We start from the raw sequence: 25611 nt of genomic DNA, 5'->3' as shown, positions 1-25611 counted from the left end.
AGTAAAAATTACATTCAAGTGACTCAAACGAATATTGTTTCATCAAATGTTTAAAGTTTGGCGGCCAATTCAGCACCTTCGCGAATGGCGCGCTTGGCATCCAGTTCCGCCGCCAGTTTTGCCCCGCCAATAATGTGATATTGCGCCAAGGTCTGCTGGCCATTTTCCGGCATAATCTCTTTAACAGATTCCTGCCCGGCACAGACCACCACGGTATCGACTCGCAATAACTGGTCATGGCCATCCATTTCTACCCATAAGCCTTCATCACCAATGGCTTTATATTGCACCCCGCGTAACATGCGTACGCCGTGCTTTTTCAGTTGTGCACGATGCACCCAGCCGGTGGTTTTACCTAAGCCGGCACCCAATGGCGTGGTTTTACGCTGCAACAAATAAATTTCACGCACAGGGGGATGAATTTCCGGTGCCTGCATACCGCCTTCAGATACATAGTGTGGATTTAAATCGACGCCCCACTCGCGTTTCCAGTCCTCCACAGGTTGCGGCTGTGGCTGCTGCTCCGGTTTTAATAAAAACTCGGACACATCAAAGCCAATGCCGCCAGCGCCAATTACCGCCACTTTATTACCGACAGGCGCGCCATTCAGCACTTCGGCATAAGACAGAACTTGGGGTAAATCGCTGCCCGGAATATTGAGTGTACGTGGCACCACACCAGTGGCAACAATCACCTCATCAAAGCCTTCACGTTCCAGCTGCTCGCGGTTGACTTTGGTATTCAGGCGTACATCTACGCCGGTTTTTTCCAGTTGCACCTTAAAATAGCGGATGGTTTCGTGGAATTCTTCTTTGCCCGGAATCACTTTGGCCAGATTAAACTGCCCGCCGACATCGGCATTGGCTTCAAATAATGTCACCTGATGACCACGGCCTGCAGCCACCGTTGCAGCAGACATACCAGCGACTCCACCGCCCACCACGGCAATTCGTTTTGGCTGTTTGGTTTTAACATAGACCAGTTCGGTTTCATAACCTGCACGCGGATTGACCAGACAGGTCGCGCGCTGGTTTTTAAAGGTATGATCCAGACAGGCCTGATTACAAGCAATACAGGTATTGATTTCATCGACCCGGTTGGTGGCTGTTTTATTGACCCAGAAAGCATCGGCCAGTAAAGGACGCGCCATCTGAATCATGTCGGCTTTGCCCGCTGCCAGAATTTCTTCGGCCGTATCTGGCATATTAATCCGGTTAGAAGCAATCACCGGAATCGACACTTGCTGTTTCACGGCTGCGGTGTAATCGACAAACGCCGCGCGCGGCACCGAAGTCACAATGGTCGGAATACGCGCTTCATGCCAGCCAATACCGGTATTCAGTAAAGTCACACCGGCCTGTTCCAAAGCTTTGGCTACCGTGATGACTTCATCCATAGTGTTGCCATCATGTACCAGATCCAGCATCGACAGACGGAAACAGATAATAAACTTATCGCCAATTTCTGCACGAATGGCTTTGACAATTTCCACAGCAAAGCGCATTCGGTTTTCAATCGGGCCACCCCAACGGTCATTGCGCTGATTGACATGACGGCTTAAAAACTGGTTTAGCAAATAGCCTTCAGAACCCATGATTTCCACGCCATCATAACCGGCTTTTTTGGCCAGACTGGCGGTTTTCACATAGTCCTGAATGGTGTTTAAAATCTGTTTATCGCTGAGTTGGCGCGGTTTAAATGGTGAAATTGGCGATTTAATCGGGCTAGCCGACACCACAAAAGGCTGATAGCCATAACGGCCGGCATGCAGAATCTGCAACAGGATTTTGGCGCCATGCTTATGTACCGCATGTGTCACCAGTCGATGCGGTGCAATATCCCCCAAGGTATTCATGGTGCCGCCGGCCGGTAATAACCAGCCCTGACGGTTCGGGGAAATCCCGCCCGTAATAATCAGGCCAACGCCGCCTTTGGCACGCTCACCAAAATAGGCCGCCAGTTTCGGATAATTATAAAAACGGTCTTCCAGACCGGTATGCATGGACCCCATCACCACCCGGTTTTTCAGGGTAGTAAAACCTAAATGTAATGGACTGAGCAGATGTGCATAGCTTGTTGTCATCATGTATTCCTGTACGCTGGCTTTGCAACTTGTTGCATAATACTGTAGCGATTTTTTATTATTTGTTTATGGCATTTTCAAAAAATTATCATGACAAACTGCCAATGTCAGTTCTGCCACTGCTTGCTGCTGCTTTTCCATAGTGCAATTGCACCGAGCACCGTGCCAATTGGAAAGCTTAATAACATTAGCACGGCCAAAATACGCGACAGTGTGCGTCCTTCACCATCGCCCCGTTTCACTTTTAAACAGGCGCTGATATTCAGATAAATCAACAGCAGCATCAAGGCCATCACAATCACTAAATTGACTGTGGCAATACTGCGCTGCTGATATTCCAGATACAGGAACACCACCGCACTAAAACTGAGTAAACCGGCATAAATACCATGAACCAGCGCCAGGGTTTCATTGCGGTTATTGTTGGGGATCAATGGGGGCGGTGTGACATTGGGCTGCATCGGCATTTCCTCTCTAGGGTTATGAATTGTTCTATCATACTCAAGCCAGGAATGGGCTGCTGTGGCCGAAAATAAACTGAAACCGATGAAAAAAGTCTAACTTTTTTCAGAAAGCAAATTTTTCAGAAAACATCGTTTCGGAAAAGTGCTACAATAGCGCCATTTTCGAATTCTCCTTGGCCACCATTTTGGTTGCCTATATTCATAAGTTAGGACTCGCAATGACTGATAATGCAACGATCTTGCAAAGCGTACCAGTAGGCAAAAAAGTGGGTATCGCCTTCTCTGGTGGTCTAGATACTTCTGCTGCTTTATTGTGGATGAAACAAAAAGGCGCTGAACCTTATGCCTACACAGCAAACTTGGGTCAGCCAGATGAAGATGATTACGATGCTATTCCGAAGAAAGCGGAAGCCTATGGCGCAGCAAAAGCACGCTTAATCGACTGCCGTTTACAGCTTGCACTTGAAGGTATTGCTGCAATTCAGTGTGGCGCGTTCCACATTTCAACAGGTGGTGTGCCTTACTTCAACACCACACCACTAGGCCGTGCAGTTACCGGGACCATGCTGGTTACTGCCATGAAAGAAGATGACGTGAACATCTGGGGTGATGGTTCAACCTATAAAGGTAACGACATCGAGCGTTTCTACCGTTACGGCTTACTGACCAACCCGGCGCTCAAAATTTACAAGCCGTGGTTAGACCAGACCTTTATTGATGAGCTAGGCGGCCGTGCAGAAATGTCACAGTTCCTGATCGACAACGGCTTCGACTATAAAATGTCAAAAGAAAAAGCCTACTCGACTGACTCGAACATGCTGGGTGCAACGCACGAAGCCAAAGATCTGGAATACCTGAATGCCGGTATCAAGATTGTTGAGCCAATCATGGGCGTTGCGTTCTGGAAAGATGACGTTGAAATTGCACCTGAAGAAGTTTCAATTACCTTTGAAGAAGGTTTCCCGGTTGCACTGAATGGCCGTCGTATCGAAGATCCGGTAGAGTTCATTCTGGAAGCCAACCGCATTGGTGGCCGTCACGGTCTGGGGATGTCGGATCAGATCGAAAACCGTATCATTGAAGCGAAATCTCGTGGTATTTACGAGGCTCCGGGTATGGCGCTGCTGCACATCGCTTACGAGCGTTTAGTGACAGGTATTCATAACGAAGACACCATCGAACAATACCGTATTAACGGTTTACGTTTAGGCCGTTTACTGTATCAAGGCCGCTGGTTCGATTCTCAAGCACTGATGCTGCGTGAAACTGCACAGCGTTGGGTTGCGAAAGCCATTACTGGTACGGTGACTTTAGAACTGCGTCGTGGTAATGACTACACCATCATGAATACTGAATCTGAAAACCTCACCTATGAAGCTGAGCGTTTGACCATGGAAAAAGGTGATTCAATGTTCACGCCAATGGACCGTATTGGTCAGTTAACCATGCGTAACCTGGACATTACCGATACCCGTCAAAAACTTGGCATTTATACCGGTGCCGGTTTACTGGCCGTGGGTACAGGTTCTGCTGTTCCACAATTAAAAGACAAGAAATAAGTTGTCTCTATGAAAAAACCGCCTTCGGGGCGGTTTTTTTGTACTTGCTGTTTGGGATTTATTCTAAACCTTGCAGAATATCGCTGACCTGCGCGGTCTGATAATAAATCTGGTTCCGGCCGAGTTTTTTCGCCCGGTACAGCGCCTGGTCGGCACGGCTAATCAGATCATCCTTGGAAATCTCGAGCTCGCCTTTATACACGGTAAAACCCAGGCTGATAGTAATGATATCGGACACACTGGATTTTTCATGTGGAATGGCCAGCCGTTCAATCGCCCTAAAAATATTTGACGCCACCGCATAAGCACCATGCGCATCAGTTTCAGGCAGCAACACCACAAATTCTTCGCCGCCATAACGCGCCACAAAATCCATATGCCGAATCGCGTCTTTAATGGACTTGGCCACTGATGAAATGACTTCATCACCTTTTTGATGGCCATAAAAATCATTAAACAGCTTAAAGAAATCGACATCAATAAATAGCAAGGACAAGGGCCGTTCATCATGCCGCGCCTGCTCATAATAGCTGTTCAGCATTTCATCAAAGTTACGCCGGTTCGACACTTTGGTCAGTGCATCATGCTGGCTTAAATGCAGCAATTCTTCACTGTTAATCCGGTTAATTTTCTCGCCGAGTTTCGCCTGCTGCATCACCAGAAAGATCATCCGCTCTCGGGTACACAGCATTTTACTCATTAAAAAACCCATCACTACGCTGCCGATGAGCACCCGCGCCATCACCATCACATCAATTGGAATGTAAAAGGTAAACAGCATGACCATGGTCATGACTGCCGCCATTAACCCAGTCAGCAGCATATGAAACGGTTTTACTCCGGTCAGCACATAGCCCATGATATAAATGATACAGATGATCATCATGGCCTGATATTTCAGTGCTTCGGTATACACAGTCATGGTCAGCCAGGTCATCGACAGTATGGCCCAGAACACCAGCGCCATGGCGGCATAGGCAAAATAGCGCCGCAGGATTTTATAATGCGCAAAGAAAAACAGCGTCAGCAGACACAGACCACCATTGAGTAGCCCGAGCAGACAGCGGATAAAATCATGCCAGAAATGTTGCGGCTGGATAATCCAGTAATCCCCGGGAATGACCAGCATGGTCAGAATAAAATAGACCAGCACCCCCGACCAGAAATACTGGTTAATATTATGCCGGGCACGCTCCAAATACTGCTGCCAAAATTCCTGTTCCAGCTGTTTCGGAAACACCTGACCCGCGCTGCGTCGTTGCCGGGCAATCAGTGCCTCTATTTTTTCCTTGTCGTATTGCAATTGGACAAGCTTATATTTGTATTCCATTGACATAAAATATAATTTTTATAGTCGCTTAAAAATAACACAAAATGATAAAAATTAATTCAATATAAGGCATCTTTTGTCTAGATTTGACGTTATCATTGTCAGGTTTATAGATTATCATTCCATTTATTTTTCGATCGGCATCACCTTGAATACGATTACTCTTTTACAGCCAGATGACTGGCATGCTCACTTACGTGACGGTTTAGCATTAAAACGTACAGTTCCAGATCTTGCCAAACAGTTTGCACGTGCGATCTGTATGCCGAATCTTGTCCCGCCTGTAAAAACCGTGGAAGAAGCGATCAGCTATCGTGAACGCATTATGGCGCATGTGCCAGAAGGCGTGGCGTTTGATCCGCGCATGGTACTGTATTTCACCGATCAGACTTCGCCAGCCGAAGTGAAAAAAATTAAAGACTCCGAGCATGTCAATGCCATCAAGCTGTATCCGGCCGGTGCAACCACCAACTCGGACAATGGGGTCAGCGACATCCGTAAAGTCTATGCGGTGATTGAACAGTTAGAAGAACATCAGGTGCCGCTGCTGTTACACGGCGAAGTAACCCATCAGCATGTCGATATTTTTGACCGTGAAAAACGCTTCCTCGATGAAGTGTTGGCACCTTTATTAAAACAGTTCCCGAAACTGAAACTGGTGCTAGAACACATCACCACCAGCGAAGCAGCGCACTTTGTTCTGGAGCAGGACCGCAACGTGGCCGCTACCATTACTCCGCAACATTTGCTGTTTAACCGCAATGACATGCTGGTTGGTGGGGTTAAACCACACTTCTACTGCCTGCCTATTTTAAAACGTCAAACCCATCAGCAGACTTTGCTGGAAGTGGCGACCAGTGGCAATCCGAAATTCTTCCTCGGAACCGACAGCGCGCCGCATTCTAAAAATGCCAAAGAAAATGCCTGCGGCTGTGCCGGCTGCTATAGCGCACCAACCGCCATTGAGCTGTATGCGCAAGCCTTTGACCAGGTCGGTAAACTGGACCGCCTAGAAGGTTTTGCCAGCCACTTTGGCGCAGACTTCTATGGTTTGCCGCGTAATACTGGTACGATTACCCTGGTTAAAGAAGACCAAGTGATTCCTGCAAGTTTAGACTATTTGGATGGTGAACAGATTGTTCCGCTATATGCCGGTCAAACCATCCAATGGAGAAAAGTGTGACAGACGAAACTCTACCTTTAATTGGTCAGCGTTTCCGTGGATTCTTACCTGTTGTGGTCGATGTCGAAACAGCAGGTTTTAATTCGCAAACCGATGCCTTACTTGAAATAGCCGCCATTCCAATTGTGTTTAATGCGGAAGGCCATTTTGTTCCGGGTCAGGCCTATCATGCGCATATTAATCCGTTTGAAGGTGCCAATCTGGACCGTCGTTCACTCGACTTTATCGGGATTGATCCGTTCAACCCGATGCGTATGGCCATGGCTGAAGATGAAAAAACGGCGCTGAAACGTATTTTTAAATCCGTGAATGAAGTGCGTCGCCAGCAAAACTGTACTCATGCAGTGCTGGTCGGCCACAATGCGCATTTTGATCTGGGCTTTTTACAGGCGGCCATTGCCCGTACCAGTACCAAAAACCAGAATCCGTTTCATAGCTTTTCCGTACTCGATACCGTAACCTTAAGCGCAGTGATGTTCGGTCAAACGGTACTGGCCAAATCCTGTATTCAGGCCGGCATTGAATTTGATGGCAAAGAAGCGCACTCTGCCCTGTACGACACACAAAAGACCGCGGAACTGTTCTGTTATATTTTAAACAAACTCACCCCACATCTACTTGACACCTTGGTGGCGGATCAATAAGATACCGCCATCTTCTAAACGTCCCTATCGTCTAGAGGCCTAGGACATCGCCCTTTCACGGCGGTAACCGGGGTTCGAATCCCCGTAGGGACGCCATCTCATTTCTCTCCCCTCCTGTTTGTTATTCATTCTTCTTTGCACAGCACTGTTGTCTATTTAAGCTGTTATTGCAAATAATTCTCATTTCTATTGATTAAGCCCATAAATTTAATGATAATCGCTTGCATTATCTTTTACAAAAAACACATCTCATGCGTTTTACCTATTCCAGCTTGTCTGTGGCCATTTTAAGCAGCTTCAGCTCCCTTAGTTTTGCTGAACAGATTCAAGAATCAGAACCTACCACCCTCTCTCCCTCGCTCAAACTGTCGACCATTGTGGTCGAGGCCAAAGAGGAAAATGCGCTGGGAAAAACAGTCTATAAACAGGAAGATTTAAAGAAAAGCCCGAATAGCAGCAAGAACATCACCGACTTTTTAAAGGTGAATCCGAACGTGCAGCTAGGTCACCGCTTTCGCAGCAGCTTGCAGCAAGGTGAACTGAACGCGGCCGATATCAGTATTAATGGCGGATTGGCTTACGATAACAAGATTCTGATCAATGGCCTCGCCATCAACAATACGATTAATCCGGTGGGGGCACAGCAATCCAATCATCCTAACCAGCTGATGGGCAATTCACAGGCCGCTGCCATTAATACCGACCTACTGTGCAAACTGACCGTGTTAGACAGTAATGTCGGGGCGGAATATGGAGAATTTACCGGCGGCGTGGTTTCTGCCGAAACCTGCGCTCCGCAAACCGAAATTGGTAAAATTCACGGTTCGCTCAGTTATGACTACACCTCGGATGCCTGGTCAAAAGTCAATTTCCCCTCTCAGGATAGCCGTGATGCTTTTGAAGATTCGAGCGATGAATCGGCACAGCCCTACTTCACCAAACAGGGCATCAGCCTGAACAGTTATGGCCGGCTCAGTGAACAATGGGGTTTTAATGCCTTTGCTTCATACCGGCATTCAGCCATTCCCTTAAAAACAGATTTTGCCGAATCAGGGCAATTTGAACAGCAACGTCAGGCCCGCAATGCCGGTGTGGAATTATTTTATGATCCCTCTGAACGTACCTCGTTTAAGCTGGGCGCGAGCTTTTTGGAAAATGATGGACTGTATTTTAAATCCAATATCCGTGATTCTGAATCGACCCAACACTCGAACAGCCAGAACCTGTATTTTAATCTGAACAACCAGCTCGACAGTGTCTTGCTGACCCAGCAGCTAAATTATCAACGCCAGCAAGCAGGACGTCAGGCCGCCCAGAACCACTATAGCTGGCTCAACTCGAGCAGCAAAAACTGGGGCAAGGACAAATATAGTTTCGAAGGTCATATGGGCGGCTTAAAGCAGCAAGAAAGCCGGCTGGAATACACCATTAAAGCCCTGTTTGAGCCGATTGAAACCGCATCTTTACGGCATCAGTTTAAAATCGGAGCCGGCTATGGCCATTATAAAGCCTACTGGCAACGTCCTGAAACTGCCCACGTATATGCTACGCCTTTAAATTTAAACGGTGCCGACTGCCAGTCTGATAATGGTACAAGTTATGATGCCTGTGATACTGCACCGAGTCTGGATGGTAAATATCAAGGCCAGTATTTAAGCAGCAAAACCAGCTATTATGCCGGTCAGCTGGATATCCGTCAGGATCGCTGGCATGCCTTTATTGAAGACCAGATTCACTGGAATCACTATCTGACCGCGACCCTGGGCTTCCGGAATGACTATGACTCCATTCACAAACAGAACAATGTTGCCCCCAGAACCGCACTAGAAATCCGTCCTTTTGGTAATGAGCGCTTAACCCTGTTGGGTGGCTGGAACCGCTATTACGGGCTAAATGCGTTTGTGAATGAACTGAATGACCGGATTGACCAGTTTGAGCAAAAATATACACGCGCGCAGCTGGAACAAGGCTGGACACCCAAAACCGCAGGAAAGACCAGTTTCACCTATCGCTCCAAGCTACAAACCCCGTATAGCGATGAAACCGTACTCGGCCTGAGTTCCAAACTGAACAATACCGCACTCAGCCTGAAATGGGTCAACCGTGACAATCAGGACCAGTTACGTAAAACTAAAATGAATCTGGAAGATCTGAGTTATAGCTATGACAATCGCGGTCGCTCTGCATCCGATATTTATTCACTTTCCATCCGCAACCTGGCGCCACTGGCATTTTTAGGTGCACAGCATCGTCTGGCCCTGAATGCAGACTATACCGAAACCACGCGCAATTTTGATCATTACGACAGTACCGATATTCTGACCGCCACCCCGCAAGTCTATTATAAGGGGCAACTGATTGATGCCGAGGATCGCCCTGCCCATGAGTTTCATGTGCCGTGGACCGTGCGTCTGAACTGGGAGATGCAGTTTGACCGCCTGCCGCTAACGCTCAGCCATTTCCTGAGTTATCAGGGTAAAGTTGATGCCCTAAAACGTGAGGCCAAAGGCTATACCGACGCACAGGGCGTGCAGCATGATGCCTATACGCCTTACACCACCCAGAACAAGTTTTATTGGGACTTGAAAGCCAGCTACCGGATTCCATCTTTTAAAAATACTCAAACCATTTTCGGCCTGACCATTAACAATGTCACCAACCGTGCCAACAGCTTTATTGACAGCAGCGGCAGCGCCCAGCCCGACATTGGCCGGCAGTTTATTGCCGATGTGACCTTTAAGTTCTAACGTGGAAACATGCACAGGCTTGCGCTTTTGGCCTGTGCATCCGCTATAATTGCAGTAATTTCCCATGCTGTTTTTATAAGACAATGTTAAAAAAGATTTTTCTGGTCCTGATTATTTTGCTGCCTTCGGCACTTTATCTGTACATTGTGTCGCGTGATAGCAAAGCACCGCAAGCGCCCGCACCGGCTGAACAGGCCGCGCCGCAACCACAAGCACCTGAGTACCAAACCCCAGACCACTAAACGTGGTCTTTTTTATCTCCAGTACGATGAGTCGTGCAGATGCTCATGGGTTAAAATCCGGTGCAGATTGAAGTGCTTATTAAAAACCAGGCGGCCATCATCAAACGATAAATTTTCCAACAGCCTAAACAGATACTTTTTAGACAAATAAATCCAAATCATGGAATTATTCCCGTCATCAAATTGACATCTTTGGGGCAAATCCCTAATATAGCTCTCACCTCGCAACGTCCCTATCGTCTAGAGGCCTAGGACATCGCCCTTTCACGGCGGTAACCGGGGTTCGAATCCCCGTAGGGACGCCATCTAAATCGCGCCAGACGATTACTTCTAACCCAATTGTTTTGATTATTGATTGCAGATTTGTAGTTTTTCTCTACAATAGCCTGCTTCTCTATTCTTTTATTCTCCTACTCTTATGCAGACATCTCATTCTCCGAATGATGCTACGCATCAGGGCAATTCTGCGCCTTTAAAACGCGCTATGAGTACTCGACATCTGGTTATGATTTCACTTGGTGGTGCAATCGGAACTGGTTTATTTTTAGGTTCGGGTGAAGTCATTGCACAAACGGGGCCTGTAGGTGCCATTCTTGCTTATTTTCTGGGCGGCGTGATCGCTTACATGGTTATGCTGTGTTTGGGCGAACTGGCTGTCCATATGCCTGAATCCGGTTCTTTTGGTGCTTATGCCAAACGTTATATTGGACCCGGAACAGGCTATACTGTCACCTGGCTGTACTGGCTAACCTGGTCAGTCACCCTGGGGACTGAATTTACCGCAGCCGCCCTGCTGATGCAGGAGTGGTTCCCGCACATCTCGATGTGGTTATGGACCATTATTTTTGGGGTATTTGTCTTTACCTTAAATATGGTGTCTAGCCGCTGGTTTGCTGAATCGGAATTCTGGCTGGCACTGGTCAAAGTCGTGACCGTGGTGGCCTTTATTCTGCTCGGTCTGCTGGCCATTTTCGGCGTGATCGGCTATCAGGGCTATGAATCTGCGCCGCTGTTTAGCAATTTAACCGCACAGGGCTGGTTCCCGGAAGGTTTATTCCCGATTTTCACCACCATGCTGATTGTCAACTTTGCCTTCTCTGGCACCGAACTGATTGGTGTGGCCGCTGGTGAAACCAAAGACCCGGCCAAAAACGTTCCAAAAGCCATCAACACCGCGATTTTCCGCCTGCTGATTTTCTTTGTCGGAACCATTCTGGTGGTGACTGCGTTATTGCCGCATCAGGAAGCCGGTCTGGCCGCTGAGGGCGTGAGTAGCAGTCCATTTGTGACCGTGTTCCAGCACATCGGGATTCCATACGCAGAAGATATTATCCGCTTCGTGATCATTACCGCCTTACTGTCTGCCGCCAACTCAGGTTTGTTTGCAGCATCGCGGATGATGTGGTCATTGTCGTATCAGAAGCAGTTGCCGCAGGTTTTCTCCAAGGTCAACTCGCGTGGTATTCCTTATGTGGCAGTGATGGTCACCATGCTGGGCGCAATGCCAGGCTTGCTGTCTGAGCAGTTTGCACCTGAGCTGATTTTTACCAACCTGCTCGGTATTGCGGCCTTTACCATGGTGGTGGTCTGGATGAGTATCTGCTTAAGTCATTTCAACTTCCGCCGTGAATGGTATAAACAGGGTCGTAGCGTGAAAGAGCTGGGCTTTGCCGCACCATTGTTCCCGATTGTGCCAATTCTGGGCTTTGTATTCTGTCTGATTACCTGTTTGAGTATGGTGTTTGATCCATCCATGCGCATCAGTTTCTTTGGCTGTTTAATCTTTATTGCAGCCTGCTATATCAGCTATTACCGTTTTTATCATAAAAAAATCTGATCAGGATTTGCAGTAAAGAGCGGCCCCGGCCGCTCTTTTTTTATCTATACTGTTAAATAAAGCCATTCTTATTCACATGCTGGCCCTACAATGAATATTATTTGCATTCATGGGATGAATCAGCAACACCAGACTGGCGATTCACTGCGTCGACTGTGGTTATCAATACTGGAGCAGGGTTTAAAACGCAGCCAGCAGTCCCATTTTTTGCCGATTTAAAACAGGCCATCTGTATGCCGTTTTATGGCGATTTGCTCTCCAAACATCATCTGCAAAACACTTTAAATGCCAGCACCCTGATGCCGCAGCACTGGCCGCATTTTCCACTGCTGCATCCAGTCAAAATTCAAAAACCGACCACAGTGGTGGAAGAACATCGCCCCGGCGATTGCAATATTCCGCATCTGCAAGTCTATGATGCACTTAACTTTAACCAGAAACTGAAATGGCTTAGTGCTTTAAGCCGGGATATTGCACTGCGTGATTTTGCCCGGCTGATCAATTATTTTCCCAAACTGCATGCCAGCTTGTTGCATAAATTTCTGGTCGAAGCCTATTTATTACCTGGCCGATCCGCATTTTATTCAAGAGGTACACAGCCGGATTTATGCCCAGCTCTGTCAGGATGACACCCATATTATTCTGGCGCATTCCTTAGGCACGGTAATTGCCTATAATCTGTTAATTCAGCATCCGGAACTGAATATTGCACGCTTTATTACCCTCGGTTCGCCGCTGGCCTTTCGGGTGATTCAGGAGCATTACAACAGCCGATTCAGCGCCCCACTGCCCTGCATGGCGACTGGATTAATTTTTATTCTCCGGATGATTTTCTGACCGCCTTTCCACTGTCGGAACCACCGTTTCATTTTAAACCGGCCATTCTGAACCGGCAGGTACAAACTCCGGTAGATCGTCCTCATGAAGTCTATGGCTATTTGCAGCATCCCCAAGTCTTAGAGGCCTTGGTCGAGTTACTGCCAGAAAGTGCTTAAATTGAGGGAATTTTCACCTGATTTATGCAAATTGTTCTAAATTTATTCGCTTAAAAGCCTTGCAGCCAGAAAATTGTAGAAAAGCGTTTGACACCCTCCTTTTTTCACCCTAATATACGCCCACCTCTGAAACGTCCCTATCGTCTAGAGGCCTAGGACATCGCCCTTTCACGGCGGTAACCGGGGTTCGAATCCCCGTAGGGACGCCAATTTCAGAAGTAATATTTTATTAAGTCCCTATCGTCTAGAGGCCTAGGACATCGCCCTTTCACGGCGGTAACCGGGGTTCGAATCCCCGTAGGGACGCCACTCCTTCCAATCAAAAGAAGCGGTTTAAAATATTCTTCTGCACTGTCCCTATCGTCTAGAGGCCTAGGACATCGCCCTTTCACGGCGGTAACCGGGGTTCGAATCCCCGTAGGGACGCCATATTCGGGTCACACACGTGATTCATAAAAAAGCCCAAGCATTGCGACTTGGGCTTTTTTATTGCTGCAACTTTTTATTTGTACAGAACGGGAGCTAGGAAAAATACTATCACCCGTTTAAAACAGTCATACCACCTGCACCCAGATCCTCATCCACTTCATACAATCTCCTGTGAATATGGATGGAAATGCTCAAAAAGGCTGAATAAAGCGTAGATGGGGAATCGGGATGGATCACCCTCATTCCCCATTTCTGTTTAGGCCGATTTACGCGAGTTAATCTGCCCTTTAATTACCGCGGTCAAATTGCCTTTTAAATATTTAAAAAATACTTTTAAAGGCGAGAGTTTTGGATTCGGCTGTTTGCCTTGGGCAATGTCCTTAAACTGCGCGGCATACCAGATAATTTCCATAATCGCCATTTTATCGACCAGTGGAATGCCGGTCTTAATTTTATCGACACCATAACGCACATCTTGCCCTGCCAGCAAACGATGCGCCAGATCTGGCTCCACCGCAAATGGGCGAGCAATCCCGATAAAATCACAGGCGCCGCTGGCCAGTGCCGTATTCATGCCTTGTACGGTCCGGAAACCGCCGGTCACCATTAAATGACAACGAACTTCCTGGCGGATCCGCTCCGCAAACTCCAAGAAGTAGGCTTCACGCGCTAAAGTCGAGGCTTTGCGTTTTTCCGCTTTTACTCCGGCCATGGCCGGTGCTTCATAAGTCCCCCCCGATACTTCAATCAGGTCAATTCCGGCAGCATCAATCGCTTTAAAGACCTGAATCACATCTTCCTCACTAATACCACCGCGCTGGAAATCCGCCGAGTTCAGCTTGACTGAGATGATAAAATCTTCAGAGGTCGCAGCGCGCACCGCCTGATAAATTTCCAGCAAAAAGCGCATCCGGTTGTCAATCGAGCCACCCCAACGATCTTGGCGTTTATTGGTTAGCGGTGATAAAAACTGGCTGATTAAGTAGCCATGTGCGCCATGCAGCTGCACCCCTTCAAAACCGGCCTGCTCACAGATCTGCGCTGCGCGGGCAAAGCGCTGGATAATATCAAGAATCTCATCTTCACGCAGTTCACGCGGTGTGCCAAAGGTGGTGGCCAAGGCCGGGCTAAACGGTACGGCGGAAGGCGCGACGGTTTCTTTGTTCAGGCCTTTCGGACATTGCCGTCCCGGATGCGACAGCTGCACCAGTTGCACCATGCCATACTGCTTGCCAATCTGTGCCCACTGTTGCAACTTGGCCAGATCACGTTCTGATTCAATGGCCACCACGCCCGGTTCATTTTTGGCACGAATATCCACCATGACATTGCCGGTAATGGCACAGCCCAGCCCACCCTTGGCCCAGGCCTCATATAAGCCCAAATGTAACTGGTTCGGCTGACCAGCCGTATTGGCCAGCGCCTCACTCATAGCACCTTTAATGATGCGGTTTTTAAATGTGGTCTTTCTAATTTGAAGCTGATCTGCAATCTGGCTCATTGGTCAATCCTGACATTGTGGTCTAGAGCAAATACTCCATTGAATTACCCCAATGGTCAAGCAAATTTTGACAACTCGTATTGTCAAAAATAGTCACAGATCAATATTGACTGGCCTGAATCAGCTGCCGGGTATAGTCAGTTTGTGGCTGTGCAAACAGATCTTCAGTACGCTGGAATTCCATCACCTTGGCATGTTTCAGCACCAATACCTTCTGACACAAGGCCTTGACCACCTGCAAATCATGGCTGATAAACAGATAGCTCATCTGCTTCTGCTGCTGCAAACGCCGCAACAGTTTAACGATGGCGCGTTGTGTGGTGCGGTCCAGCGCCGAGGTCGGCTCATCCAGAATCAGCAGTTTCGGTTTCAGCACCAGCGCACGTGCCAGTGCAATCCGTTGCCGCTGTCCACCGGATAGTTCATGCGGATAACGGGTTTTAAAACTGACCGGCAATTCAACTTTTTCCAGTGCCAGATCAATACGCTGCTGAATTTCGGATGCTGACAGCTTTTGTAAGGCCAACCCTTCGCCAATGGTCTGCTCGACATTTAAACGCGGATTCAGGCTGCTAAACGGGTCCTGAAATACAATCTGAAATTCACTGCGTAATGGCCGCAGCTGCTTTTCCGAAAGCTGGTTCAAGTCCTGGCCCAGCAAATCAATTTTGCCCTCACTGGCAGTTAAACGCGAAATCGCCAGCGCCAGCGAGCTTTTACCGGAACCACTTTCCCCGACAATACCGATGGATTCGCCTTGGGCCAGATTTAAATCCAGCGGCTCCACCGCGACAAAATAATCTTTGACCCGATTGAGTAAACCCTGCTTGATGGGAAACTTCACACCCAGTTGTTGCAGTTGCAATAAAGGCTGAGTCGCCTCTACCTGTAAAGCCTGACCAAAATCATGATGCAGCAGTTCCCGGGTATACGCCTGCTGCGGCGCATGAAAGACCTGTTCAACCGGCCCCTGCTCCTCGACCTGGCCTTTGTTCATGACAATGACCTGATCGGCATAATGCCGCACCAGATTCAAATCATGGCTGATTAAAATCATGGCCATCTGCCGGCTGCGCTGTAAGCTTTGCAGCAGATCCAGAATTTGCGCCTGTAAAGTTACATCCAGCGCAGTGGTCGGTTCATCGGCAATCAGGATGTCCGGATCAAGCGCCAAGGCCATGGCAATCATCACCCGCTGGCGCTGCCCGCCAGACAGTTCATGCGGATAACGCTTCAGTTTATCTTCCGGCTGGGGAATGCCAACATCTTGCAGCAATTGCAGCACGCGTTGCCGGGTTTCCGCCTTGGAATGCCCCTGTAACAGCAGGCTTTCGCCAATAATTTTTTCCACCCGATGCAGCGGATTTAATGCCGTCATCGGCTCCTGAAAAATCATGGCAATGCGCTGGCCGCGAATCTGGCGTAGTTGTACCGGATTCAGCTGTAGCAGATTCTGCCCCTGAAACAGTGCCTGCCCCTGAATCTGTAGCTGACTCGGCAACAAGCCCAGCAAGGCCAGACTACTCACCGATTTACCCGAACCACTTTCACCGACCAGCGCCAGTGTTTCGCCAGCGTGCAATTCAAAACTTAAATTGTGCACCAATAGCTGCTGTTGATGCTGAATCTGGAGCTGCTGTACCGTCAGCACCGGCGTGCGCTTACTGGCGTCTTGGATCGAATGCATCACGGGTCGCCTCTCCAATATAAATCAGTAAAGATAAAACAATTGCCAGGGTAAAAAAGCCCGACAATGCCAGCCACGGCGCATTTAAATTATTTTTGCCCTGTAACAGCAGTTCGCCTAAAGATGCAGCATCGGGCGGCAAACCATAGCCGAGGAAATCCAGTGCAGTCAGCGCGGTAATATTCGCGGTCAGCATAAAAGGTAGTTGCGACAGACTCGAACTCATGGCATTGGGCAAGATGTGCCGGAACATGATGGTACGGTCACTCACACCCAGACCGCGGGCAGCACGGACATAATCAAAATTACGTGCCCTTAAAAATTCGGCCCGGACCAGTCCAACCAGGGTCGGCCAGCCAAACAGCAGCATAATCAGAAACAGCCAGTACACGCTTGGGCTAAACATACTGACCAGAATCATTACCATGAACAGCATTGGTAAACCGCCCCAGACTTCCAGAATCCGCTGTCCCAGCAAATCGACCCAGCCGCCATAATAGCCCTGTATCGCCCCGACGATAATGCCAAGTGCAGCAGAGGCCAGCGTTAAGGCAAATCCGAATAGCAGTGATACCCGCAGGCCATAGAGAATCCGCGCCAGTACATCTCGGCCCTGATCATCGGTCCCGAGCCAGTTATCGCTGGTCGGTGATGACGGCACCGGCACAGCCAGCTCTAAATTCGGTGACTGATAAGAATATTCAATCAGTGGCCAGATGGCCCAGCCCTGGTCCTGAATCAGCTGCTGCACAGCCGGGTCCTTATATTCCGCCTCGGTTTCAAAGACCCCGCCAAAAGTGGTTTCAGGATAAGCCTTGAACACCGGCATATATAAGCTGTTTTCATATTTGACCAGCAGCGGCTTGTCATTGGCGATCAGCTCGGCTGCTAAGGACAAGATAAAAATCAGGGCAAAGGCGATAAAACAGCCAAATCCCAACCGGTTCTGTTTAAAACGCTGGAGCCGCGCCTGCATTAAGGGAGACATTATTTGGCCCCCCGTGATTCAAAATTAATCCGTGGATCAATGACCTGATACAGCACATCGCTGATCAGTCTGAGGACTAATCCTAACAAGGTAAAAATAAACAGGGTGCCAAAAATTACTGGATAATCACGCTGTACAATCGCTTCAAAGCCCAGCAATCCCAGACCATCGAGGTTAAAAATAATTTCAATAAACAGGTTACCGACAAAGAAAATCCCAATTAATGCTTCCGGCAGGCCAGCAATCACAATTAGCATGGCGTTACGAAAAACATGGCCATACAGCACCCGCGATTCGGTCAGGCCTTTGGAGCGTGCCGCCAGCACATACTGTTTATTCAGTTCTTCCATAAACGAGTATTTGGTTAAGTAGGTCAACCCGGCAAATCCACCAATCACCATCGCCAGCAGCGGCAAGGTCATATGCCAGAAATAGTCTTTGATTTTACCCAGCAGACTCAGCTGATCGAAGTTTTCCGAGACCAATCCCTGTAGCGGGAACCACTGAAAATAGGAACCACCGGCAAAAAATACAATCAATAAAATCGCAAAAGCAAAGGCCGGAATGGCATAGCCAATGGCCAGCAAAATAGACGTGGCTTTATCAAAGATCAGACCATGCTGACGGGCTTTTTTTATCCCCAGTGGAATAGACACCAGATAAATCAGCAAGGTGCTCCACAATCCTAAAGACAGCGATACCGGCAGTTTTTCCCACAGCAGCTGGGTCACCGGCTTGTCTTTAAAAAAGCTGGTGCCAAAATCAAATTGCAGATAGCTGCTCAGCATTAGCCAGAAACGCTCATGAATTGGTTTATCAAACCCATATTGCGCTTCAATTTTAGCCACCATTTCATCACTTAGACCTTTGGCGCCCTGATAGGGCGTTGAACCGGCCGCAGCAGTTTCGGTACTGCCACTCCCGCCCATGCCCTGAAAGGCTTCTGCCTGCTGAATTGCCTGCTCGACCGGACCGCCCGGGGCAATCTGGATCACAATAAAGTTAATCAGCAAAATCAGAAACAGTGTGGGAATAATCAGCAACACACGTTTCAGGATATAGGTTCCCATGCGCTCAGCATCCTTGTGGCAAAGCCAGCTTATTGTTTACGCAGATACTGGGCTACTTTTTGCGCCCCGGCTGCATCACTCCACCAGTAATCAAGTCCAATGGAAAGTTTTGGTTTTATTTTCGGTTGTTGGTACATATTCCAGTAGGCCAGCCAGTGCTCGCCTTTGCCATAGGTCGGAATCTGGTAATAACCAGCGCGTAATAAACGGTCCAGCACTTTGGTCCGGACAATCAGCTGCTGGCGGTCAGGCGCGTAGATAATTTTCTGAATGATGTCATCAATGACCGGATTCTTGATGCCGGCATAATTATAATTACCCGGCTGATCTGCCGCGGTGCTGCTCCAGAATTGCGCCTGTTCATTGCCCGGACTTAAGGACTGTGGCAAGACCATGGTGCTTAAGTCAAATTCTGCCCGGCGCATCCGTTCAATATATTGCGGCACATCGACCTGGCGGATATTCACCACAATGCCCAGACGTTTTAAATTGCGCACAAAAGGCATTAAAGTACGCTGCAAGCCATCCTGATGAATTAAAAATTCCAGCTGGATGGTGTTGCCTTTCGGATCAAGCAAACGGCCATCCTTGAAGCGATAGCCGGCATTCAGCAGGATCTGCCGGGCTTTGAGCAGACCGCTGCGGTTAAAACCGCTGGCATCACTGACCGGGAATTTCCAGTTGGCCAGCACCCCCTGACGCTGCACCGGATGCAACTGTTTTAAATACGGCTTTAACAGTGCCAGCTCCGCCGCGCTTGGACGACCTTTGGCTTCCAGTTCGCTATTGCTAAAATAACTTTGCAAACGCTGATACTGTCCGTAAAACAGGGCTTTATTCTGCCATTCAAAATCATAGGCATGGCTGAGCGCCTGACGGAAATGAATATCCTGCATCGGTGCACGCCGGGTATTAAACACAAAACTTTGTGTTGGCACCGGGTTTTCATGCCGGAACTTATATTTCACCACCATCCCCGCTTTCACTGCCGGGAACTGATATTCCGTCACCCATTTGCGCGCGGTATATTCTTCATGCAGCGTGTATTGGCCCGACTTAAAGCCTTCAAAGGCCACATCCATATTGCGGTAATAGACAAATTTAAGCCGGTCAAAGTTATAACGGCCCTTATTTACCGGCAGATCTTTGCCCCAATAGTTCGGATTGCGCTTATAAGTAATACTGCGTCCGGCATCAATCCGTTCAATCAGATACGGGCCTGACCCCAGCATCGGCTGCAAGGTAATCCGGCTAAAGTCCTTGCCCTGCCAGTCTTTCTGGGAATAAATCGGTAAGGCCGATAAAATCAGCGGCATTTCACTGTTGTTATCGGATTTAAAGGTCATTTTGACCTGATGTCTGGATAAGACCTCGGTTTTATCCAAATCGGCAATATACATCTGCAAACCCGGATTAGATTTGCTCTGGAAGGTATCAAAACTGAATTTGACATCAGCCGCGGTGACCGGTGTGCCATCACTAAAACGTGCTTTTGGATTCAGATGAAAAATGACAAACTTGGTCTGCTTCGGATCATAAGTCACTTTTTCTGCCAGCAGTGGGTACATCACCCCCGGCTCATCTAGCGAGCTGGTCATGAGCGAATCAAACAGATAATTCACCCCATCGGTCGCACTGCCCTTACCATTCATGCTGTTCAGGTTGTCAAAAGTGCCATTGCTGGACTGACTCAGCATGCCACCTTTCGGTGCTTGCGGATTGGCATAGGGCATGGCCGCAAGCTGGCTGTATTTCGGGCTGCTGTGCAGCGCGATATACGGCGTGGTCTGCAGCGCAGCCCAGCTCCAGCTTGAGGTCAAAGCCAGTGCTGTCGCCACAGCACTCAAGCGATATAAAGATCTGTTCATGCGGTCACGACTCCTTGTGCCCGGCAATTACAGGTTCGGAACCTTGATGATCTCTCCAATACGCAGCTGCGTATTCGGTTTAATCTCGTTCATATCAGCCAGTTCACTGGTTTCCAGACCATAACGGCTGGCCAACCCAATCAGGGTATCACCACGTTTAACCTTATATTCCATAATGGTTTTCGGCAGTTGCAGGGTTTGGCCAACTCTTAAACCGGCACGCGGACTCAGGCCATTCAAGGCTGCCAGTTCAGCGACCGAAATACCGGTACGGCTGGCAATGGCATTTAAGGACTCACCGGCTTTAACGGTATAGGCTTCGGTTGCTTTACCCGTGCTGGCGGTGCTCACCGCTGCACTTTCCGCGGCACGGTTGCTACTGCTGTCCAGATCACCTTCAATTTTTAAACGCTGGCCAATCCGCAGTGCAGCAGTACGTGGCAGATCATTTAGTGCGGCCAGATAGTTCAGCTGCAAATGATATTTACGCGCAATACTATTTAAGGTCTCACCCGATTTTACAATATGAATATCAGAGTTTGCCGCAGTTGTGCTGACCTTACTTTCTTCCACTAGCGCTGGCTCACCGCTGAGTTTCAGGCGCTGGCCGGTACGTAAACCGGCAGTCCGGCTGATGCCATTTAAACTGGCAATCTGCTCCAGACTCAGGTTATAGCGGTTGGCAATGGCAGTTAAGGTATCTCCCGACTGTACTGTATAACTATCCGGGATGGTCGAACCGGCGGGAATTTTTAAAGTTTGCCCAATTCGCAGGCCGGTATTGGTCGAAATCTGGTTTAAGGCGGCCAGATCAGCCAGACTCATTTTGCTTTGTGCGGCCACACTCGATAAGGTGTCTCCGCGCTGGACAGTATAGTTTTCCGTTTTAATCTCAGCTGTTGATGTACTTGGCACTGCACGACGACTCTCTGCGGCCGTTTCAGTTTTTGCTTCGGCTTTCGAGTCACTTACAGGCACATTAATCCGCTGTCCAACCAGCAAACTGCTGCCCGCAGTCAGACCCGGAGTTAAGGCTGCCAGTTCTGCATTGGACAAGCCATGACGGTCCGCAATCAGTTTCAGATATTCACCGCGCTTCACCGTATAGCTTTGCGTGGCCACTTTGGTTTCAGCCGCTTTCTGCTCAGCTGCCTTGGCACGCATCTCTGCTGTTTCTTGCAGATTCAGCTTCTGGCCGACAAACAGGCCACTGCTTGTGTTCAGATTATTGTAATCCGCCAGTTGCTTGACCGATAAACCAAACTGATTGGCCACGCCGGTTAAGGTATCGTTAGCTTTAACCACATAGGATTCCGGCTGCTCTTTGGCTTTGGCTGGCGCGGCAGCTTGTGGTTTGGCATCATATAAATAGATGGTGGTACCGGCATATAAAGTCGAGTTTGGATCAATCTGGTTCCATTTTGCCACATCACGCCAGTTCACCCCATTTTTCATGGCAATCAGCACCAGGGTATCGCCGGCCTGTACCGTATAGGTACTGCGCTTGCCTTTTGGCGGCACCACCACCACTTCAGTGTCGGTCTTGATTACGTTCTTGCCCTGGTTCCGCTGGGCTTCATCTGAATCTGGACGGGTGCTATCCGCGACACTTTTCGGGTAAGCAAAACCTTTGGTCAGCTCTTTGCCTTGCTGCTCGGCCACCGACAGACTGGTCTGAATCGCGGTCAGCTTAATTTTGCCATCATAAGGATCGACAATTTCAGTGCCTTGTGGTGCAATTTCTTTTAACTCGGCCACCACCTGCGCCTGTTCAGCCTGAGAGGCCACCGGCTGCAACACCTCTTCTACCGTTTTGTTCTGGTCTTCAGTTTTCACTGCCGCCAGAATCTGTTCACGTTCTGCTGCTGAAATTGGCGGTTCGACCTTCACCGGCTGAATATTCTGTGCCGGGGTAATGGCCACCGGAATACGTGGAGCACTTGGAATATCTGAATTGGCCGCAAAAGAGGCCAAAGCCGATGAACCGCGTGGCGTACTGATCCGTTTGGTGCTGGTTGTAGTCGTGCTGCTAGCAGTTTTGGCTGTGCTCGCTGGTGTAGTCGTAGCAGTACGCTGAGTCACACTGGCCGTCAAAGCGGGTGTGGTGGTTTTTGTAGCTGGGGCACTGGTCGTGGTCTGCGTCGTCACACTAGGACGAGTGTTGCTGGCCAGCAATCCACCACCTTGCAGGTTTTTCAGACGTTCATCGACTGTTGGGCTTAAATCGGCTGGAATCAGAATCCGCATCGGGCTGGCACTGTCAATTCGGTCAGTACGATGGCCCGGGTTCAGTGCATATAACTCGGCACGGCTAAGACCAGTAATATTGGCCACATCATTTAAATTCACCGCTCCGACCGTCACTTCACGGAAATGGGGACGGTTGGCAATTGGCGGCAAACGCACCCCGTAGGCACCTGGATTTTTAATAATTTGCGCCACTGCCAGGAAACGCGGCACATAGTTCATGGTTTCCTGTGGCAATTTCAGTGACCAGTAATCGGTCGGTAAACCGGCAGCCTTGTTACGGTTAATCGCCTGCTGAATACGGCCCGGTCCGGCATTATAAGCGGCCAGAGCCAACTCCCAGGAACCAAACTGGTTATACAGGCTACCGAGGAATTCATAGGCAGCACGGGTCGATTCGACCACATCACGGCGGCCATCATACAGCGGGGTCTGTTTCAGACCATAAATACGTCCGGTACTTGGAATAAACTGCCATAAACCGGCTGCAGCAGCGCTACTGGTTGCTGCCGGGTCGTACGAACTTTCAATGACTGGTAATAATGCCAGTTCGGTCGGCATGCCACGGCGCTCGGCTTCTTTAACTGTGTGATACAGATAACGTGAAGCACGCGCACTTAAACGGTCAATATACGGCTGACGTGAAATAAACCAGCCGCGCTGCGCTTCAATACGCGGATTCCAGTGTTCCAGATCCATTTTGAAACCTACGGTCATACGCTTCCAGACATCACCGTGTTTTAAAATCAGTAAACGGTCGCCTTCTACCGCGCGCATGTCGGTGGCCGACAATAAATCTTCCAGTGAATCTAAACTGCTGGCGTCCAGATAACCTGAACCAACCTGACTCGACGTTGACGCTTTGCTGGCACTTTGTGTAGAGGTACAGCCGGTGCTGATGCCGAGCGCGGCCAGCGCTGAACCCAAAACTGTAATTTTAAATAGTGCCGGGACCATAGGCTGCCACATGCGTGTGGTTGGTTTATACATAGGAAATCCAAACAACTCGTCTATAAATTATTTTTTAGATTTGACATTGTAGTGAAGCATCACTACGACACAAGGTTTTACTCTAGCGCGATTCTAATATAAATGTTACAAGAAATTAAAAAATTGACGTCTTCGGCGTTTCTGATCTGCAATTGCGTTATACAATAGCGGCTCGGTTTTTATTTGGCTCTTTTTGGATCTGGCTTATGTCTCAAACAATCACACTATATGTGGATGGTGCTTGTCGTGGAAACCCTGGCTTGGGCGGTTGGGGTGCATATGTCATTACAGAAACCCAGCAGCACAAACTCTATGGCGGGGAACTGGAAACCACCAACAACCGTATGGAGCTGACGGCAGCCATTGAAGGCATTCAGTTCTGCCCGGCAGAGGCCAAACTGATTCTCTGGACCGATTCCAACTATGTCAAACGCGGCATGACCGAATGGATTGCCGGCTGGAAAAAGAAAAACTGGAAAGATGTGAAAAATCCGGACCTATGGCAAAAACTGGATGCCATCTGTCAGGGTCGTGAAATTGAATGGCACTGGATTAAAGGTCACGCTGGCCATGCTGGCAATGAAATGGCCGATCAGCTGGCCAACAAAGGGGCCGATCTGGTATTTGCACAGCAGGTCAAAGTGACGCCGGTACAAATCATTACTGAAGATAAAAGCGCTGAGTCTGAAGTCATCCCGTCGGGCACGGCTAAAAAAAAAGCAGAATCTGACTGGTTGCTCGACGACCCTTTTGGCTTCGATCTAGACGACAGCCAACTAGACGTTGAAGTCGAAGAAGAACTGCTAATGGTGCAGGAGGATCATCTCAGTCTGACCCAGCACAGCATTACCGTGACGCAAACCCTCAGTCAAAATGACAGCCCGAATCAGAACGAAGTCCTGATCCAAGATGAAACCCAGAACCAGAGTGCAACAGCGCCAGCAAACACGTCATCGCATCCCCATATTGTGATTACCCCGGCCACGGTTCAGGCTTATGGTCCACGCCAGCTGATTCTGGATACGGAAACCACCGGTTTTTATTATCAGGATGGTGACCGGATTATTGAAGTCGGCGCGATTGAAATGGTCAACCGCAAACTGACCGGCAGCTCGATTCATATTTATATCAACCCGGAAAAACCGGTCGGTGAATCGGAAGTGGTGCACGGTATTTCGGATGAGTTTTTAAAAGACAAGCCGAAGTATGCCGAAATTGCTGCAGTGCTGTATGACTATTTAAAAGGCGCGGAAATTATTGCGCATAACGCCACCTTCGATATGAACTTCCTGGATATGGAGTTTAACCGCTGTGGTCTAGGCGATTTATCGGCGGTGTGTGAAGTCACCGATACCCTGGTAATGGCCAAAAACAAGCATCCGGGACAAAAGAACTCGCTCGATGCCTTAGTGAAGCGTTATGAAATTCCGGCGCGTGACCGTACCTTCCACGGCGCCTTGCTCGATGCTGAAATTTTGGCCGATGTCTATCTGGCCATGACCGGTGGCCAGGTATCCTTTGATATGGATGCCCTGTCAGCTCATCATGAAGAACAAAGCGGTGAATCGGGTCGTCGCAGCATTGAAGTGGAATTGCCGGTGATTCTGCCTTCCGCCGCAGAGCTGGAAGCACATGAGAATTGGGTCAAACAATTTGAAGAAAAGCATGGACAGCCCTGCTTTTTTGCCAAATAAAAAACCGACGATTGTAATTTTTTGTATTTAATCTGTTCCTAGTTCAGTTATA

Annotated in this window: 16 protein-coding genes, 5 tRNA genes and 1 pseudogene; 13 read left to right on the top strand and 9 right to left on the bottom strand. The window is 48.7% G+C overall.

The features are described from left to right. Positions 1-50: 50 nt before the first annotated feature. Both ACPEPR_RS12215 and ACPEPR_RS12210 read right to left on the bottom strand, forming a co-directional pair. On the bottom strand, positions 51-2087 hold the full coding sequence (locus ACPEPR_RS12215; RefSeq protein ID WP_423562495.1) for an FAD-dependent oxidoreductase: 2037 nt from the start codon (positions 2085-2087) through the stop codon (positions 51-53). A 104-nt stretch (positions 2088-2191) separates the two neighbouring features. Further along, positions 2192-2545, bottom strand: coding sequence for a hypothetical protein (locus tag ACPEPR_RS12210; RefSeq protein ID WP_168405574.1), 354 nt, complete (start codon positions 2543-2545; stop codon positions 2192-2194). 221 nt (positions 2546-2766) lie between these two features. Between ACPEPR_RS12210 and argG the strand changes: the two genes are divergently transcribed. After that, entirely contained in the window at positions 2767-4107 is a 1341-nt protein-coding gene (gene argG / locus ACPEPR_RS12205) for an argininosuccinate synthase (RefSeq protein WP_423562494.1), read from the top strand. Positions 4108-4165: 58 nt separating this feature from the next. On the opposite strand, the gene ACPEPR_RS12200 is transcribed toward argG, so the two are convergent. After that, on the bottom strand, positions 4166-5437 hold the full coding sequence (locus ACPEPR_RS12200; RefSeq protein WP_005179187.1) for a GGDEF domain-containing protein: 1272 nt from the start codon (positions 5435-5437) through the stop codon (positions 4166-4168). A gap of 148 nt (positions 5438-5585) precedes the next feature. Between ACPEPR_RS12200 and pyrC the strand changes: the two genes are divergently transcribed. The 11 genes and pseudogenes from pyrC (at position 5586) to ACPEPR_RS12145 (ending at position 13514) form a co-directional block, all read left to right on the top strand. Further along, positions 5586-6620, top strand: a complete 1035-nt coding sequence (pyrC, locus tag ACPEPR_RS12195; protein ID WP_034597856.1) for a dihydroorotase — start codon at positions 5586-5588, stop codon at positions 6618-6620. After that, positions 6605-7264 carry a ribonuclease T gene (gene rnt / locus ACPEPR_RS12190; protein WP_075167718.1) on the top strand — a complete coding sequence of 220 codons (660 nt, stop codon included), beginning with the start codon at positions 6605-6607 and terminating at the stop codon, positions 7262-7264. The genes pyrC and rnt overlap by 16 nt, the downstream gene beginning before the upstream one ends. A gap of 20 nt (positions 7265-7284) precedes the next feature. Next, positions 7285-7360, top strand: a tRNA-Glu gene (locus ACPEPR_RS12185). Positions 7361-7515: 155 nt separating this feature from the next. Then, entirely contained in the window at positions 7516-10011 is a 2496-nt protein-coding gene (locus ACPEPR_RS12180) for a TonB-dependent receptor plug domain-containing protein (protein ID WP_423562493.1), read from the top strand. Between the two features lie 83 nt (positions 10012-10094). After that, entirely contained in the window at positions 10095-10253 is a 159-nt protein-coding gene (locus ACPEPR_RS12175; RefSeq protein WP_016659224.1) for a hypothetical protein, read from the top strand. Positions 10254-10482: 229 nt separating this feature from the next. Further along, positions 10483-10558: transfer RNA gene (locus tag ACPEPR_RS12170), tRNA-Glu, on the top strand. 113 nt (positions 10559-10671) lie between these two features. Continuing rightward, entirely contained in the window at positions 10672-12090 is a 1419-nt protein-coding gene (locus ACPEPR_RS12165) for an amino acid permease (protein ID WP_005179201.1), read from the top strand. Between the two features lie 90 nt (positions 12091-12180). Beyond that, positions 12181-13085 (top strand): annotated as a pseudogene (locus ACPEPR_RS12160) (alpha/beta hydrolase). 133 nt (positions 13086-13218) lie between these two features. Then, positions 13219-13294, top strand: a tRNA-Glu gene (locus tag ACPEPR_RS12155). 24 nt (positions 13295-13318) lie between these two features. Beyond that, positions 13319-13394: transfer RNA gene (locus ACPEPR_RS12150), tRNA-Glu, on the top strand. Positions 13395-13438: 44 nt separating this feature from the next. Continuing rightward, positions 13439-13514 (top strand) — tRNA-Glu (locus ACPEPR_RS12145). 256 nt (positions 13515-13770) lie between these two features. On the opposite strand, the gene ACPEPR_RS12140 is transcribed toward ACPEPR_RS12145, so the two are convergent. From ACPEPR_RS12140 to ACPEPR_RS12115, 6 genes are all read right to left on the bottom strand, one after another. After that, a complete protein-coding gene (locus ACPEPR_RS12140; RefSeq protein WP_075174999.1) occupies positions 13771-15015 on the bottom strand; it encodes an NADH:flavin oxidoreductase/NADH oxidase family protein in 1245 nt (414 codons plus the stop codon). A gap of 100 nt (positions 15016-15115) precedes the next feature. Further along, the gene (locus ACPEPR_RS12135) at positions 15116-16702 is read right to left on the bottom strand and encodes an ABC transporter ATP-binding protein (protein WP_423562492.1); all 1587 of its coding nucleotides are present in this window, start codon (positions 16700-16702) and stop codon (positions 15116-15118) included. After that, complete coding sequence (locus ACPEPR_RS12130; RefSeq protein WP_423562491.1) at positions 16677-17690, bottom strand: ABC transporter permease; 1014 nt, start codon at positions 17688-17690, stop codon at positions 16677-16679. The genes ACPEPR_RS12135 and ACPEPR_RS12130 overlap by 26 nt, the downstream gene beginning before the upstream one ends. After that, on the bottom strand, positions 17690-18760 hold the full coding sequence (locus ACPEPR_RS12125; protein WP_423562490.1) for a microcin C ABC transporter permease YejB: 1071 nt from the start codon (positions 18758-18760) through the stop codon (positions 17690-17692). The genes ACPEPR_RS12130 and ACPEPR_RS12125 overlap by 1 nt, the downstream gene beginning before the upstream one ends. Before the next feature lie 29 nt (positions 18761-18789). Beyond that, entirely contained in the window at positions 18790-20628 is a 1839-nt protein-coding gene (locus ACPEPR_RS12120; RefSeq protein ID WP_423562489.1) for an extracellular solute-binding protein, read from the bottom strand. A 27-nt stretch (positions 20629-20655) separates the two neighbouring features. Further along, complete coding sequence (locus ACPEPR_RS12115; protein WP_160241142.1) at positions 20656-23865, bottom strand: lytic transglycosylase; 3210 nt, start codon at positions 23863-23865, stop codon at positions 20656-20658. Between the two features lie 206 nt (positions 23866-24071). Between ACPEPR_RS12115 and dnaQ the strand changes: the two genes are divergently transcribed. After that, positions 24072-25559: a DNA polymerase III subunit epsilon gene (gene dnaQ, locus ACPEPR_RS12110; protein WP_423562488.1), complete on the top strand. Its 1488-nt coding sequence runs from the start codon at positions 24072-24074 to the stop codon at positions 25557-25559. The last annotated feature ends 52 nt before the right edge of the window (positions 25560-25611 follow it).

This window comes from Acinetobacter sp. AND/436, assembly GCF_049546925.1.
GTDB classification, from domain to species: Bacteria; Pseudomonadota; Gammaproteobacteria; order Pseudomonadales; family Moraxellaceae; genus Acinetobacter; species Acinetobacter indicus.
Note: the sequence above shows the minus strand (reverse complement) of the source record. Positions and strands in the feature narration are given on the sequence as shown.